At 47.8% G+C, this 15385-nt stretch carries 11 protein-coding genes; 6 read left to right on the forward strand and 5 right to left on the reverse strand.

Annotated elements, in window-relative coordinates; genetic code table 11:
* Positions 1 to 226 precede the first annotated feature (226 nt).
* The 3 genes from IAQ59_RS02610 to IAQ59_RS02620 all read left to right on the forward strand — a co-directional run bounded on the left by IAQ59_RS02610 (position 227) and on the right by IAQ59_RS02620 (position 5104).
* Positions 227 to 2065: a transglutaminase-like domain-containing protein gene (locus tag IAQ59_RS02610; protein WP_209329222.1), complete on the forward strand. Its 1839-nt coding sequence runs from the start codon at positions 227 to 229 to the stop codon at positions 2063 to 2065.
* Positions 2062 to 4023: a transglutaminase family protein gene (locus tag IAQ59_RS02615; RefSeq protein WP_209329223.1), complete on the forward strand. Its 1962-nt coding sequence runs from the start codon at positions 2062 to 2064 to the stop codon at positions 4021 to 4023. Before IAQ59_RS02610 ends, IAQ59_RS02615 begins: the two co-directional genes overlap by 4 nt.
* Before the next feature lie 70 nt (positions 4024 to 4093).
* The gene (locus IAQ59_RS02620; protein ID WP_209329224.1) at positions 4094 to 5104 is read left to right on the forward strand and encodes a zinc-binding alcohol dehydrogenase family protein; all 1011 of its coding nucleotides are present in this window, start codon (positions 4094 to 4096) and stop codon (positions 5102 to 5104) included.
* Positions 5105 to 5188: 84 nt separating this feature from the next.
* Here the strand turns inward: IAQ59_RS02620 and IAQ59_RS02625 are convergent, their stop codons facing one another.
* Positions 5189 to 5842, reverse strand: coding sequence for an SGNH/GDSL hydrolase family protein (locus IAQ59_RS02625; protein WP_209329225.1), 654 nt, complete (start codon positions 5840 to 5842; stop codon positions 5189 to 5191).
* Between the two features lie 252 nt (positions 5843 to 6094).
* Between IAQ59_RS02625 and IAQ59_RS02630 the strand changes: the two genes are divergently transcribed.
* The gene (locus IAQ59_RS02630; RefSeq protein WP_209329226.1) at positions 6095 to 7168 is read left to right on the forward strand and encodes a DUF4407 domain-containing protein; all 1074 of its coding nucleotides are present in this window, start codon (positions 6095 to 6097) and stop codon (positions 7166 to 7168) included.
* Between the two features lie 200 nt (positions 7169 to 7368).
* The gene (locus tag IAQ59_RS02635; RefSeq protein ID WP_245189391.1) at positions 7369 to 8838 is read left to right on the forward strand and encodes a sulfatase family protein; all 1470 of its coding nucleotides are present in this window, start codon (positions 7369 to 7371) and stop codon (positions 8836 to 8838) included.
* Between the two features lie 1091 nt (positions 8839 to 9929).
* Here IAQ59_RS02635 and trpS read toward each other — a convergent pair.
* On the reverse strand, positions 9930 to 10904 hold the full coding sequence (gene trpS, locus IAQ59_RS02640) for a tryptophan--tRNA ligase (RefSeq protein WP_209329227.1): 975 nt from the start codon (positions 10902 to 10904) through the stop codon (positions 9930 to 9932).
* A gap of 69 nt (positions 10905 to 10973) precedes the next feature.
* On the opposite strand from trpS, the gene IAQ59_RS02645 reads away from it, so the two are divergent.
* On the forward strand, positions 10974 to 12071 hold the full coding sequence (locus IAQ59_RS02645) for a DUF1573 domain-containing protein (RefSeq protein WP_209329228.1): 1098 nt from the start codon (positions 10974 to 10976) through the stop codon (positions 12069 to 12071).
* A 103-nt stretch (positions 12072 to 12174) separates the two neighbouring features.
* Here the strand turns inward: IAQ59_RS02645 and IAQ59_RS02650 are convergent, their stop codons facing one another.
* The 3 genes from IAQ59_RS02650 to IAQ59_RS02660 are packed head-to-tail and all read right to left on the reverse strand — an operon-like array spanning position 12175 to position 15298.
* On the reverse strand, positions 12175 to 13221 hold the full coding sequence (locus IAQ59_RS02650) for an ABC transporter permease (RefSeq protein WP_209329229.1): 1047 nt from the start codon (positions 13219 to 13221) through the stop codon (positions 12175 to 12177).
* Entirely contained in the window at positions 13205 to 14164 is a 960-nt protein-coding gene (locus IAQ59_RS02655) for an ABC transporter ATP-binding protein (RefSeq protein WP_342450677.1), read from the reverse strand. The genes IAQ59_RS02650 and IAQ59_RS02655 overlap by 17 nt, the downstream gene beginning before the upstream one ends.
* Positions 14165 to 14176: 12 nt before the next feature.
* Complete coding sequence (locus IAQ59_RS02660) at positions 14177 to 15298, reverse strand: COG1470 family protein (RefSeq protein ID WP_245189392.1); 1122 nt, start codon at positions 15296 to 15298, stop codon at positions 14177 to 14179.
* Positions 15299 to 15385: the final 87 nt, after the last annotated feature.

The raw sequence follows: 15385 nt of genomic DNA on the forward strand, positions 1-15385 counted from the left end.
TCCGAACACTTTTGCGCCAGGGTAGTAGAATTTTCTCAGTTTCACCGGATCCATGGCAGCTTGGATTAACTCTAAATGGGCTCGGGTAATCCGGTCATTTGCGTCTTTATGCAAAAAACCAATTGATTTTTCCTAAAATCCTGCGGATTTTAGGAAAAAATAAATCTTGCAGAATCGCTTGTAAATGAAATCTTTTCCACTACATTTCCGCAATTATTCTTTCATTATGAACGCCTTTTTTAAATCGATCTTGGTGCTGTTTTCGATTTTTCGTTTCTGCACCCCCGGGCATGCCAACGAGCAGACTCCCCACTACTCCACCGTCAATAAGGAGCAGCACATTACGTTGCTGGAAAACTACAGCTACCTTATCTCGCTGAAGCAAACCACCACTATTATTAACAGCGAAGGGTCGGCCCATGGAGGGTACCGGTTTGTCGTTGATGAATTCACCAAATTGGAGTACTTCGACGTGCGGATCGTAGACCCGATCAGCGGAAAACTGATCAAACGGGTCAGAGAAAAAGACCTGAAGTCACGGGCATTGATCAGCGAAGGAACTTTCTTTCAGAACCTCGTCCTAATGTACTTTGACTTGGATCAAGTAAAATTCCCTGCCCGCGTGGAGATGGAGGTCAAATTACATAAGACCGGCAACTTCAATATGCCCACTTGGTATCCCACCCATTTCTTCAACCAAAAAGTACAAACATCCACACTCGAAATACAGTATCCGGAGGCGCTGGGCATGCGGTATAAAGCCGTCCATCTGGACGAGCCAAAGGTCTCATCCGTCGGCACCACCCACCATTCCTTTTATTGGCAGGTCGAAAACATGGATCCCATGGATTCGGAAATTAAATCAGCGGACGTGCCGCGGATTGAAATCGCCCCAAATCATTTTGCCATGCAGGGATATCAGGCAACGATGGATTCGTGGAATTCTTTGGGCAAGTGGTTCCATCTATTGAATCAAGGGAAGGACAATATTCCCGAGTCAACGAAATCGCTGGTGGCCGATTTGACGAAGGGGCTGGATAACGACTACGATAAAGTAAAGGTTCTCTATCAGTACCTTCAGAAAAACTACCGCTATGTGAGCATTCAGATGGGCTTGGGAGGTTGGATGCCGATGGCTGCTTCTGACGTGGTTTCCACCAAATACGGAGATTGCAAAGCACTGACCATGTTGATGAAAGCACTATTAGCCGAGGCGGGAATTGAGGCGTACTACACCTTGGTCTATGCTGGAGAAATGGACGAGCCTTTCGACTTGGATTTTCCTTCCAATCAGTTCAACCACGTTATTCTACAGATTCCGACCCAAGACAAAACCCTTTGGCTGGAGTGTACATCGAGTACCCTTCCCGCAGGGTATTTAGGGTCCTTTACAAAGGACAGACCAGCCTTGGCCATTTCACCCGAGGGAGGCAAAATCGTTCATACTCCCTCCTACAACACAGCCGAATACAACACCACCCACCTTACCTTGGAAGTGGAGCTGACCGCGAATGGCGACGCAGAAATAAAAGGACACCTACTGCATAAAGGGGCACCTGCGGAATCATTGCACAGCCTGGACTATCAGACCGGAGGAAGCGAAAAAAAGGATTACCTAATCCAGAAAATCGGAGGTGCTGGCCTTAGCTTGGAGGACCACACCCTTTCGGTTGGCTCCGAAAAGGAACTTCCTACCGCCGATCTGGCATTTTCTGGTTGGGTGGGTCGTTATTCCCAAAATACCGCCAAACGGACGATCATACCGGTCACTTGGGCAAAGGGACTACAGATCAACGACAAAACCGCTTCCGGAACAATATCAGAGGAAACAACGGTGATTATCCCCGGCCCATTGGAATGGGAATCCGGATCGGATGGTTGGGAACTCACGACTGCCCATACCCAAACCCAGATAAAGCCCGAACTTAGCGAACGTACACTGAAAATTGTAAAAAGCATTCATTATTCATTTCCCGAGGATTTTTCACAGGAGGAAAAGGCCGCCGAATTGAGTCTGATCAAAGTTCTTTTACAGCAGCAATTTATTTTCAAAAAACAACTATGAAATCGATCCATTTTTATCCACTCCTTCTGGCTGGGATCTTCATCCTGTGCCATAGTGCCCTAGGGCAGCAATCAAAGTATGGAAAATACGAAGCAAGCGAATGGGAGCTTATCGAGGTCCCCTTTGATCCCGACGCAGATGCAGTGGTATTGGATGAAGAAAATATCTCCTTTATTTCCAATTATGTGCTTCTAAGTGAAATAAACCGGCGGTTTAAGGTGTTGAAAGAAAGCGGAAAATCCATTGGGGATGTGGTGATCCGGTACTATGCCAAAGACCAAATAGAAACGATCCAAAAGCTCCGGGCCCAGATCGTTCAGTTGGAAAACGGACAGGAAAAGGTCACCAAGCTGGGCAAAGACGACTACTTTGAAGTAGATGCCGGAAACGGTTGGCGGGAAATCCGCTTCACCTTCCCCAATGTACAAACCGGTTCCATCCTCGAGTACAGCTATACCAAAAGGGATAAATCGATTGTTTTTATAGATGGGTGGGTATTCCAAAACCATATCCCCACCCTTCGATCGACTTACCATTTAGCTATTCCCGCCGAACTCGAATACCGGATGCTGGGTCAGGGTTTTAACGTCATTACCAGTAACTACCGCAAGGACAAAGGCTCCTACCAGTGGAACCTTACGAATCTACCCTCCATTAAAGAAGAACCCTATATGAACAACCCGGGGGACTACCTGGAGAAGGTACAATTCCAGCTGGCCAAACATGAAACGCAAAGCCAATCCATGGGAATCGTGCAATCCAATTCCACCAGCTATTTCCGCGATTGGCAAGATCTGGGCAACTGGTTTATGAACGAAAAATCATTCGCCACCTACCTAAAGCCGGATCGGAACACGCAGCGAAGTTTGGTTCAGGAACCTGCGAGCGATCGATCCCCCCTAGACCTGATCCAAAAAATCTATCAGCACGTCACAGATAACTTTACCTACAACGAAAAGCCTGGTGTATTCCCCAGCCAAACACTTAAGGCAACCTTGGATCTACGCACCGGAAAACGGAGCGACATAAACCTGGCCTTGCTTGCGTATCTTCGGGCAAACGGTATCGAGGCCTTCCCGCTGCTGATCAGCAGTAAGGGAAATGGCCGCTCCCACTTGGTGCACGCCCCCTTCGCCGACCAGTTTAACCAATTGATTTTGGCCATCAATACGGGTGAGAAACTGATTTATGCGGATGCAAGCCAAAAAGATCACCCATTAGGATATCTATCACTGCCCTCCTTGGTGCATGAAGCCTTCATTTTGCGTGATCCCGGAAGTGGCCTGATCGATATACAGGTGCCCCACCTATCTGGATTTAATCAGTTCGTAACCGTCAAATGGGACGAGGCCGGCTATTTCAAGAAAGAATCCAGCTTTCGTTTCTCCGACTACGATGCACTCGCTATGGGCGGACTGAAAACCGACGCCGAAAAGGCCGAATTTAGAAAAAAGATTGTCACTGTTGAAGATGACCAAGTGCTTTCGATAAAATCCGAGCTTACTTCGAAGCTTAACAAACTTACCCACGAGTCCACCCTTAGCACCAAATTGTTCGCTCCAGAAACAGCACCTTTCCATGTGTTACCGTTTTCCATTACCCGCTGGAAAGAAAACCCGTTTACCTCGGATACGCGTAATTTTCCGGTAGATTTTAACTACACCGTAACCGACCGCTTTTCCTTCAAAATGGATATACCGGAGGGATATGAGCTGGACGATTTCCCGGAAAACATCAATCTGACCATTCCGGACGGCACCATGTTGTTTAGCTACGTGGTGAATGCCGTAGGAGCCATTGTGCAGGTGAACATGGTCCTTCAGATTAAACAAGAGTACGTCGATGCCGAGCAATATCCGCACCTAAAGTACTTTATGGACGTGGTGACAAGCAAATTGAAGGAGCCTGTAATTTTGAGAAAAACGGATCATCAAGCCACTGCCAGCAACCACCCCTAGCGACCGAAGGAAAAATTTAGAACCCAATTCGTCGGATTGGGTTCTTTTTTTTACCTTACACGAAAAAACCATGCACTATATCGTCTGTGAAACCCCTGGCAAATTAGTCCTTACCGAGAAGGAAGTTCCCGTTCCCCAACCCGGAGAGGTGCTGGTAAGAATCAAAAAAGTAGGTATCTGTGGCACAGACATCCACGCCTTTGCAGGAAATCAAGCCTTTTTCACCTATCCCCGAATCTTAGGACATGAGCTGGCAGGGGAAGTTGCAGACCCGAACGGACAGGCCGGCTTTAACCCATGCGACAAGGTTGCCATCATCCCTTACGTATCCTGTGGATCCTGTATTGCCTGTCGGGCCGGAAAAACCAACTGCTGCAGCACCTTAAAGGTATATGGCGTACATACCGACGGAGGCATGCAGGAATATTTCAGCTTTCCGGCACAATTACTCCTGCCCGCCCCCGACCTCAGTTTGGAGGAAATCGCCATAATTGAACCGCTCTGCATAGGCTACCACGCCGTGCAGCGGGCACAGTTTACCGCAGGCGAGGCCGTTCTAATTATGGGCTGTGGCCCAATTGGATTGGCCATGATCCGTTTCGCCACATTGGCAGGGGCACGGGTAATAGCCGTGGATGTCAATGCCCAACGCCTTGAGAAAGCCAGATCCCACTTCGGTGCCGCCGAGATACTCGTGGCCGGCGAATCGTTAGCAAATCAAGTCTCCGAGCTGACCGGCGGCGAACTTTGTCCAGTTGTAATGGACGCTACAGGAAACAAACAAGCATTGGAATCGGGCCTCAAATACCTAGCCCATGGAGGTAGGTACTTGCTGGTAGGGCTCTATAAAGGCGATTTGGCCATAAACCACCCGACCTTACACGCTAAAGAAGGAGCCGTGATGAGCAGCAGAAACGCCACCAAAAAGGATTTCGAAGCGGTGATGGAACTGCTGCGAACCAAGCAGTTCCCCGTAGAAGCCTATGTGACCCACGAAGCACGCTTCGACGAGATGATCTCGAAATTTGGGCATTGGACCCGAGCCGACAGCCAAGTCATCAAGGCCATGGTCAGCTTTTAAGCCAAACGCATGTAGGATGTCCATCTAAAACGGAATGATCCCGGCGCATGTTGATTCAACAGCGCCAGGAGCTTCCTATGTGGCTCAATTCATGTGTTTTCCAATTACTTTTGCCCAGATTTCATACCCCTTTCTGTTCATGTGCAGGTTGTCTTCGATAAAGATATCCGGCATGGGTTGACCGTTTTTACCCAACATAGGCTTCCAGACATCCGCAAAGCCAACTCCTTTGGTAGACCTGGCATACCGCTTCATTGCCGTATTTAGCTCCTTGTATTGATTGGCAAGGTTCCAGCGGGAGATACTCGGTTTTGCGCTGATTAATATCACTTCGGTATTGGGTAAGGCTTTGTGAATTGCTTTGACGATTTGGTCCATGGTATCCATGATTTCCCCTGTAGTCTTTTTGCCAGAAATGTCATTGTCCCCCTCATAAATAAACACCTTCTTCGGCTGGTATTCCAGCACCAACTCATCCAGGTAGTGCATCAGGTCTGTTGCGTGGGATCCTCCAAACCCGGTATTCACAACGCTATGATTGGGAAAATCGGTTGCCAGGTCCTTCCACAACCGCACACTGGAACTCCCTGTAAATAAAACACTTCCACGGTGCTGATCTGAAGGATATTGGGTCTGGATTCTGCCCACTTCCTCCTCAAAACGGGTGGGATCTTGCGCATTAGAAACCGAAAAAACCAACAGCGCTAATGACAGGGCAATGATACATTTCTTTCTCATAGGTGGGTTTAGTTGACTTGTATGATGCAAAGATAGAAACATCTGTCCGAACAGCCGATTTCTGACTGTCTCAAAATCGAACAGCAGGAAATCCAAGCAATCCCATTACCGGACAGGCAACCTGAGAAAGCACCTGTTGCTACTACATGTTAAATTTTGTTTATCAGCTAGTTACAAGTTAAAACGATTGATTTAAATCCATGCTATTTTCTAGCCCGGACTTTGCATTCCAATCTAAAAAACCCTAGCCTAATGAACAAACTTTCCCATTTTTTGTGGTTTTGCGCCGGAACCTACCGCCCACTCCTCAAACGATGCCCCACTGAAGCAAACAAATACGTAGGTATAGGGGGCACCGTTTTATTTACCGCCATCTTTGCAGGTCTGGCTGCAGGCTATGCGCTGCATACCATTTTTGACGACCTGTTGGTTACCATCCTGCTGGCATTGGTGTGGGCCACTGCCATTTTTAACCTGGACCGGTACATAGTGGGAACCATGCGCAAAAACGGCAAACCATGGCCGGAATTCAAATTGGCTGCACCTAGGCTGGTACTTGCTATCGTTTTAGCGTTGGTTATTGCCAAGCCGCTGGAGCTGCGGATCTTCGAAAAGGAAATCAACCAACAACTGGCCACCCAAAAGCTGGAACTTGTGAAACAAACGAAATCGGCACTGGAGGCAAACTATCCGGAAATTGCCGCCTTGGATCTACAAATAGGAGCTCTGCAAGAAGAAATAGCCGCAAGCCGACAATTCAGAAATGAAAAACAGGGGGAGTATGACGCCGAACGGTTCGGAGTAAAAACGCCCGGAACCTCCGGACGTGCAGGGATAGGTGTGAATGCCCGCAAAAAAGAAGAGCAACTAGATCAGGCCCAAAAAGCCTACGAGGAAACCGAACGACTCAATCGAGTGAAGATCGATCAATTGGAGGTGGAGAAAACCCGACTCAATCAGCTCAAAGAAGCGGCCTTGCTGGATCAGGAGTCAACCATCTCCGAGATGGATGGCATTGCCGCGAGGCTTCAGGCACTTGCCGATCTCTCCCAAACGGAGTCTGCCATAAACCTGGCCAATAGCTTTATCATTCTATTGTTTATTTTGTTGGAAACTGCCCCTATTCTAGTGAAGTGGATGGCACCCCGGGGTCCTTACGATACCCTGTTAGCCTTTCGGGAAAATGCGCTCATGCTACATACCGAGGAGCAATGGTACCAAACGCAGGCAAAAACCAACGCAGAAAGGGAAATCTTTGACTTCCGGCTGGCCAACAGAACCACCCGCCTGAAAAACCCGGACACATCGTCTTCAGACCCCATTTGAGCATGGCCTGGGGGAATCTAGACAAACTTTTTTACCGGTAGTTTCGATTTACGACCAAATTTTCTCATTTTCAGGCATTGAATACTACCCATTCCATTGGAACACGTTGTAGCAAGGCGAAATCGTCAATTGGGCAGAAAAACCATGCCCGATCTGCCCAGCCTAAGGGTGTGCCCAATGTAGAAAAAAAAATCAACCTCATGTGTAAATACCTCATTGGATGTTGGCTTCTTGCGATAGCCCTCTCCTGCAAGCCAGAACCAAAGAATAACGAAATATCGGAGCAACCCACACCTCCCAATCTGGTCTTTGTATTTGCAGATCAATGGAGAGCCGATGCCCTAGGCTGTGCAGGCAATACAGAAGTGATAACGCCCCATCTTGACAGGCTGGCGACCGAGAGCTTGGTGTTTGAAAATGCAGTGGCGGTAACCCCCGTTTGTGCACCCTGGCGGGCTTCTTTTCTTACAGGGCAGTACCCGCTTACCAATGGACTTTTTTACAACGACAAGCCACTGCCTACCCAAGCCGTTACCATTGGAAAGGCCTTCAAGGAAGCTGGATACCAAACCGGGTACATCGGCAAGTGGCACGTCAACGGGCATCAACGTGGAGAAGACCCCTTTAGCGGCAGGAATCAACCAATTCCCAAGGAGAGACGACAGGGATTTGACTACTGGAAGGTGCGGGAGGTTACCCATGACTATAATAATAGCTATTATTTTGACGAAAACGACGAAAAACACTTTTGGGACGGGTACGATGTTTTTCCACAGACTGACAGTGCCATTAGCTATTTCCATAAAAACCAAGACAATCCTTTTTTCTTGGTGTTATCGTACGGACCGCCACATGATCCCTACTTTACCGCACCACAGGAATACAAAGACCTATATCGTGATCGTACACTTTCCCTGCGGCCAAATGTACCGGAAATGTACCAAGATAGCGCCCGTCGGGTGCTGGCCGGATATTATGCCCACTGCACCGCTATTGACAAAGCAGTGGGGGATCTTCTAAAAGGGCTCGAAGATGCGGGAATTGCCGAAAACACGATATTTGTTTTCACCTCAGACCATGGCGACATGCTGATGTCCCGGGGCGTATTGAAAAAACAGCGCCCATGGGATGAATCCATCAAGGTGCCCATGCTCATGCGCTGGCCTTCGAAACTCGGATCAACCCGGAGAGATATCTATGATCCCATCAACACTCCGGACCTAGCTCCTACTCTTTTGGGGCTCTGCGGAATAGACGTACCGGAAAGCATGGAGGGAGAAGATTTTTCAGCCACCCTTTTCAGCGGGGAGGACTTGGGCAACGAAGCCGCTCTGATCACCCTCCCGGTACCCTTTCACGAATGGCAGTTTATGAATGGAGGCAGAGAATACCGAGGGGTAAGAACCCGAAAATACACCTATGTCAAAGATTTATTAGGTCCTTGGCTGCTCTATGACAACGAGCAGGACCCCTACCAACTGACGAACCTCGTGGAGGTGCCCCAATACGCCCAGGTGAAAGCATACCTGGAGACTGTACTGAATGAAAAGCTGCTGGCTACTCAGGATGAATTTCTGCCAGCAGATACGTATATGCGGAGAAGGGCCTACCTCTACGACAGAAACGACAGCCTGCGTCCTGCAAACTACTTGGAGATAAATAGGGATTGATTCATGTAGCAGTTAAAGGGCATCTTTTGCGCGGTTTCTTACCCTGTCCTTTACAGTGTTGCATGGAGAAAACTCCATTTCCCCGTTTTCATATTTTTCAAGCCTGCCCTCCAGTTCCATCTGCTGTTCCGCCCGTAATTCAGAAGTACTTTACTGTTGCTCTTTCAGTTCCTAAAGTTTCTTAAGGATAGACTTGTCCTGAAGCTCAGTAACCCAGCAGATAAGGTCGATTTTAACAGATTGTACGTCCATACCTATCATTTGGTAACGATTTATTCGTGTAGTTGATTCACTCCAGCGGAGTGGAAGCAAATACAATCCAAAAAAGTCCATGTCCTAGACTAATTGGAAAACAAAATCAATATCTCCAAACATAGGGGCGTTAGCCCTTATATCTTAGTAGAACGTAGTTATAGTTGGCAAACCGAGGGGCGTAGCCCTGAAATCATAATACTGGGGAAATAGAAAACCAAAACGTGGGCCCGTTCGTAATGAAGTTCCATTCACCCAAATTAGTCTAATGTAATAAAAAGGCATAATCTGTTAAAAATGGCAAACAAATTTACCCATCTGTACCTCAGAGTCATTCTTTTCCATCCAGAAAAAGGGGATTTTCCTAGTCGAATCATTCCGTGACGAGTTAGAAAAGGTGACGTGTGGAATACTTGGTTTTTCTGTTGTGGCCAAATTGTAACCGTATGGCAGGGCGGATAAGATGTCAGGGCTAACGCCCCTCATTTTTACAATACCTGGTTTTTTCTACTAAGATTGCAGGGCCCTGCCTCATATTATAGTTTGGCCCCAACTAACAGGACAAAGGAAACCCCATCTGCGTGTAGTTTGCCCTTCCTTCTTCCCGGCCCTAGCCTAAATCAGTTCCCAAAACTTATATTAACGGCTTGTCCTACCCTTCTATCCTTTCCAGTCTGCTATTGGAAATGGTCGGAATCACTCTTAATCGACCTCAATTAACCCTTTCAATCCAGCATGTTCCTTGCGCTCGAAGACATGCAATCCACAGGATTTAAACATTCAGACGATGGAGCGAAGGAAACCTGTGGTCACGATAAATTCAGACTCAAAGCAACAACCTAAGCGTATCCTAGCTTCGTCCTCACCCTATTCAGAACCGAGGAGGCAATCTCCCTTGCCTTTGCCTCTCCCTCCTTTAGAATCTGATCCAGTTCATCTGGGTGGTTCATGTAATGGTCGTACCGCTTTCTTTGTTCCGAAAATGTTGTCAGAATTAACTCGGTCAGCTCCTTCTTGGCATGTCCATAGCCAAAATTACCACCCAGGTATTTTTGTCGCAGCTCCTCGGTGGCTTCTGGTGTTGCTATCAGGCTGAAAAGCTTGAATACATTGCAAGTATCGGGGTCTTTGGGTTCTTCTAGGGGGGTACTATCAGTCACGATTCGGTTGACGTTTTTCTTCAGCGCCTTTTCCGGCAGGAAAACATCGATGTAATTGTCGTATGACTTGCTCATTTTTCGCCCGTCAGTACCCGGGATGATCATAACCTCCTCACTGATTTTTGGTTCTGGCAGGAGCAGCAGTTCCTCTTCCATCCGGTTATTAAAGGCAGTAGCGATATCTCGGGTTATTTCCAAGTGTTGCAGTTGGTCCTTTCCCACGGGGACTATATGGGCATCGTAGAGCAGGATGTCTGCGGCCATCAAGACCGGATAGGTAAACAGCCCCGCATTCACGTCCGAAAGCCTATCGGATTTATCCTTAAAGCTGTGGGCGTTGGCCAACATGGGGAAAGGGGTGAAGCAACTTAGGTACCAAGTAAGCTCGGTAACTTCCGGGATCCGGGATTGCCGATAAAAAACCGTACGATTCACGTCCAGGCCAAAAGCAAGCCAAGCGGCGGCTACCGCCCTCACATTCTCCTCTCTTGCCACACCGTCTTTCAAGGTGGTAAGGGAATGGAAGTCGGCAATGAATATAAAAGACTCGTTGTCCTCCCGGGAGGCCAAGGTGACCGCAGGAAGAATCGCACCTAAAATATTACCCAAATGAGGCTTTCCCGAACTTTGAATTCCTGTAAGTACTCTTGCCATTGATAACTTTTTGCCGCAAATTAAGGAAATAAACACATACTTCGACCCGAAATTAGCGTTATTTGTACCATGATGAAGTACCTTGCTTTGGCGCCAGTAATCCTTTGTTTTTGGACTGTCAGCTTACCGGCTTACTGTCAAGACATTGCCCACTCCCTTTTGGAATGGGAATCAAAATCGATCAACTTGGGTTCGGTGTTGGAAGAACAGGGGAATGTGACTGCGCAATATGCCTTTACCAACCGTAGCGGAAGGAGCCTATTCATCGAAGAAATCATGACGGATTGCGGTTGTACCACCGCAGACTATACGCGGGACACCTTGGCAAACGAAGAAATGGGCCAGATAACCGTCGTTTTCGATCCGAGAAGCAGGGGAGGAGCATTCTCTAAATCCATCTTGGTGAAGGTGAATGACGATCCAAACTTGGACACCTTGGTATTGGAAGGATTTAACGTGCCCTTTCCCGCTGATGCTGCTAAGGCTTATCCCATTGAAAAAGCGGGCTTGGGATTTCGACTGCCGGTAATTCATATGGGAAATGTCTTTTCCAACGAGCCAAAAGTCAAGCAGATGGATTTTTTCAATTTCAGGGATTACCCCATACAGCTCAGCCAAATTCAGGAGGCATTGCCCGATCACATACAAGTTAAACTAAGTCCTGCAGTGGTTACCGCCAAATCCCGTGGCATACTGGAGATTGTCTACCATGGGGAGGCACAGGGAGATTTGGGATTCTTTGAAGATGAGATCCAAATTACCGTACTTTCGGACGAAAAGCAATCGATTGATTTTCGGGTAATTGCAAACGTGTATGAGTATTTTGCGCCCACTCCCATCACGGAGATTGATCAGGTACCCCGCCTGCAAATACAGGAAATGGAAGTAGACCTGGCGAAAATAAACAGCAATATGCCCATCTCCAGAATGATCACGCTTCACAACAAGGGGCAACAGGAACTTCTAATACGGAAGGTTACAGCAAACTGCGATTGTGTCAGCATTTCTTTACCCACCGACCGTCTTTTGCCGGGTGAACAAACCGACATCACGGTAACCTTTGACCCGAAAGACCGAAAAGGACTAGACCATAAGGCGATTACGATCTTTACCAACGACCCTATCCAACCGGCTCAGACATTTATCGTGAAAAGTCGCATCAATTGATACCCAAAATTTCACCTTAGTAAACATTTTTTTAAAATCAGTCTCTTTGCGGCAATGTTGAAACAACGGCAAGGCGCTTTCATACGAAAAAAAGATTCGCAGCTTACCTGCTGCGAATCTCCCTTCTCATAAACGAATAATATGCCAATCCGAAACACGCTGCGGTGGCTGCAATCAGGGCGGTCAATTGGGCCCAAACGAGCAGCATACTTTGTCCCAATGGAAGCGGGCTAGGCAATGCCCCTACCACCTGTTCGGAGCTCAAAGGGCCTAAACTCCTCACTGAGGGCATCAATAAAGTGGTGGTTGCATCGCTGTAAAGCTGACTGGGCACTACCCGCAACAGGTTGGTGATAAATTGTTGGTATTGAATAATCTGCTGCGGATGGGCGAAATTGGAGGGCGCAATGGCGTTGGCAATCAGGTTAACGATGATCCCGTAAAAAACCGTAAAAAACAGCCAAACGGCTATCACTGCCAAGGCGGAGGTCGCCGCCTGCCTAAATTTCACCGAAAATAAGATAGATAGATTCAACCAGAATCCGACATAGCATATACTCACCAGAATAAACAGAATAATCCTCAAAAACTCCTCGGGCGTAGGCGGGATGCCGATGCGAAGAATTCCCAAGCCAACGAATAGCAATGTCAGGCTGGACAGCAGTGCCGCTACCACCAAGAGTCCAGCTGCAAACTTGGCGTTGAGCCACTGATCTCGATAAATGGGCTGTGACAACACCCTCGCCATGGTACCCCGGCTTACTTCTGAGTTTACCGAATCAAACCCCAGCCCAATTCCCAGCAAAGGACCCAAAAAGCTAATAAATACCACAAACGATGGCAAACCGGACCCTGATGCAGAAAAGAGCTTTAGGAAGAAAAACGCATCTTCCGGATCGGTGACCTTCACAAAATCGTTGAAATGCAACAACCCGGTGATCAAGGAACCTAGGCAGGCAAGCACGATCACTCCCATCAGAATGATCAATCTCCAGCTGTGTATATGATCCGAGACTTCTTTGCGCACAATCACCCAGAAAGGAGAGGTGGGATTTTTGGCTACATCATTCCTTGTTTCAGTTACCCTGCTCCACACAGCCTGCCAACGGGTAGCTTGGAGCGGCAACAATAGCTCATTGAACCATTTCATATGCTTTCTTTTCTTCAAAATACCGTTGATAGATTTCATCCAACCCATAGGTCTTTTGGGTGAGTTCGTGCAGCGCAGCTCCGCTGTCAAGAAGCACCCTTGCAATCTCGGAGGTTTGATCCGACTCGCAGCCTACTTCCAACAAGCCCTCCGCTATCCATGTCACCTCTTTGACCCCATCTAACGCTAACAGATCCGCTTGCAATTGCGCTTTCGTCACGTGGGCAGGGAATGATACTTTTGCTTGAAGTTGGAAAGGATGCTTCGAAAACAACTGCCCAGACAATTCATCCACCGTGCCACAGGCTATGAGCTTGCCAGCCACAAACAACCCTACTCGATCACATACCTGCTGTACTTGGTGCAGATGATGAGATGACAATAACACGGTTAGTCCCTGACTCTTGGCGAGGTGGGAAATTAAACCTAGCAGTTCTTTGACGCCCTTTGGGTCAATACCCAAGGTAGGTTCATCCAAAATAATTACCTCCGGGTCTTTGATCAACACATCTGCCAATCCCAACCGTTGACGCATGCCTCGGGAATAGGTTTTGACACGCTTACCGGCGGCGGCTTCCAGTCCCACGGTACGCAATAATTTTTTTACCTTTACGGCTGCCTGATCGTCGGGAATCAAGTTTAAGCGGGCGGTAAACATCAGGTTTTCCCGTCCAGACAGCTCATCGTAGAAGCCTACGTCTTCCGGCAGGTACCCAACCTTCCTCTTTACGTCCACCGGTTGGGTAGTCGAATTATACCCACAAACCGTAACTTGGCCGGAACTGGGATCGGTCAACCCCAACATCATCAAAATGGTGGTAGATTTACCTGCACCATTTGGACCCAACAAACCGAACACCTCGCCCTGTTGGATTTGCAAATCCAAGCCATCCACCGCCTTGAACGTACCGTAGGTCTTGCAGAGCTTATTCAGTTCTATCACAGGGCTCACCCATTACCTCCTTCCGTATTTGTTAAACAGCTGAAAAACACCTCCGAATACGCCGAGAATCAACATGACACCCAGCCATCCCCAGATCACGGGGGTCTTGACAGATACCCTAAACGCCGCCTTTTCGGCAACCTCCGGGGTAGTTGCTTCCAAGGTTGCCATGTAATCCCCGGCAATTGCCTTCTTCGATGCTTGAATAGTGGCAAATACCTGTGCAGATTGGCCTGGCTCCAAGCTCACGATTTCAGCCGGTTCGTAACTCACGTCCCAATCCACCGGCACCTTCCGGTCCAGCTTGAGTCCATTGATTGTAGAGGATCCGTTGTTTCTTACCACCATCTCCAATCGCTTGGACTTACCGGCAGTAACACTGGTACTCAGCATGCCAGTGGGTGTCGTAAACTCCAGTTCGTAGGAACCCTTAATAACCGCCTCCAAGTCTAGGTTAGCAGCTGTGTTGGCCGTGATCGCACGAACGGGCACGTTATAAGTCCCCGCCGCAATCTTTTTGGGAGGAGTCACTTCAATGGAAACATCTTGGGTTTGGTTAGCTTCGATACTAACGGAACTGACCTGTTTGCCATTTGCCTTGAATACCACGTTCCAGCCTCGGGGTGCGTCCGTGGAAAGGGCATACAACTGAGGCTCTGAAGTCATATTTTTAAGCTTTGCATTGTAGGAAAAAAGTGCGGAGGAATGCCCTTCTATATTGGGTTGATTCGAGGTAAACTCGGTTTTGAAGGTTCCTGTTTCCGACACATTCACCGTTATCGGTAATGTGTACAATCCGGTAGCGACCACTTGAAACCGATAACTACCTTTTTCTACTTTATGTGGCACATCTACCTTTAGCGAAAGGGTCCTTTTCTCGCCGGGCAAAACAGCAACTTTGGTAACCGTCCATCCTCCTGATTTAAGGGAATATTCCCACCCTTCCGGCATTCCGGATAATAGAATGGAAACATCCCGAATGCTCCCCGAATTGTTGATCACATCGATGGAATAATCGATGGATTCACCGGGAGGTACGGCAATTTCAGGGTAAGGCGTATACAAAGCCACGGTATTTGCAAATGCCAAGTGGCCACCGAGAAGCAAAATCCACAAGCTGTGGACCCATTTCATACATAGTGAATTTTTCGTACAGGTTGACAATAAAAAACGTTTCATAATCTTTTAAAGGCTTTAGTACAATGGACAAATTTAAAAACA

Origin of the sequence: Lunatimonas salinarum (genome assembly GCF_017811155.1) — a bacterium.
In the GTDB taxonomy this organism is placed as follows: Bacteria; Bacteroidota; Bacteroidia; order Cytophagales; family Cyclobacteriaceae; genus Lunatimonas; species Lunatimonas salinarum.

What these genes read in the sequence shown, in the direction of transcription:
- IAQ59_RS02610 (WP_209329222.1), top strand. Translation starts at nt 227, where the DNA reads ATGAACGCCTTTTTTAAATCGATCTTGGTGCTGTTTTCGATTTTTCGT.
- IAQ59_RS02615 (WP_209329223.1), top strand. Translation starts at nt 2,062, where the DNA reads ATGAAATCGATCCATTTTTATCCACTCCTTCTGGCTGGGATCTTCATC.
- IAQ59_RS02620 (WP_209329224.1), top strand. Translation starts at nt 4,094, where the DNA reads ATGCACTATATCGTCTGTGAAACCCCTGGCAAATTAGTCCTTACCGAG.
- IAQ59_RS02625 (WP_209329225.1), bottom strand. Translation starts at nt 5,842, where the DNA reads ATGAGAAAGAAATGTATCATTGCCCTGTCATTAGCGCTGTTGGTTTTT.
- IAQ59_RS02630 (WP_209329226.1), top strand. Translation starts at nt 6,095, where the DNA reads ATGAACAAACTTTCCCATTTTTTGTGGTTTTGCGCCGGAACCTACCGC.
- IAQ59_RS02635 (WP_245189391.1), top strand. Translation starts at nt 7,369, where the DNA reads ATGTGTAAATACCTCATTGGATGTTGGCTTCTTGCGATAGCCCTCTCC.
- trpS (WP_209329227.1), bottom strand. Translation starts at nt 10,904, where the DNA reads ATGGCAAGAGTACTTACAGGAATTCAAAGTTCGGGAAAGCCTCATTTG.
- IAQ59_RS02645 (WP_209329228.1), top strand. Translation starts at nt 10,974, where the DNA reads ATGATGAAGTACCTTGCTTTGGCGCCAGTAATCCTTTGTTTTTGGACT.
- IAQ59_RS02650 (WP_209329229.1), bottom strand. Translation starts at nt 13,221, where the DNA reads ATGAAATGGTTCAATGAGCTATTGTTGCCGCTCCAAGCTACCCGTTGG.
- IAQ59_RS02660 (WP_245189392.1), bottom strand. Translation starts at nt 15,298, where the DNA reads ATGAAATGGGTCCACAGCTTGTGGATTTTGCTTCTCGGTGGCCACTTG.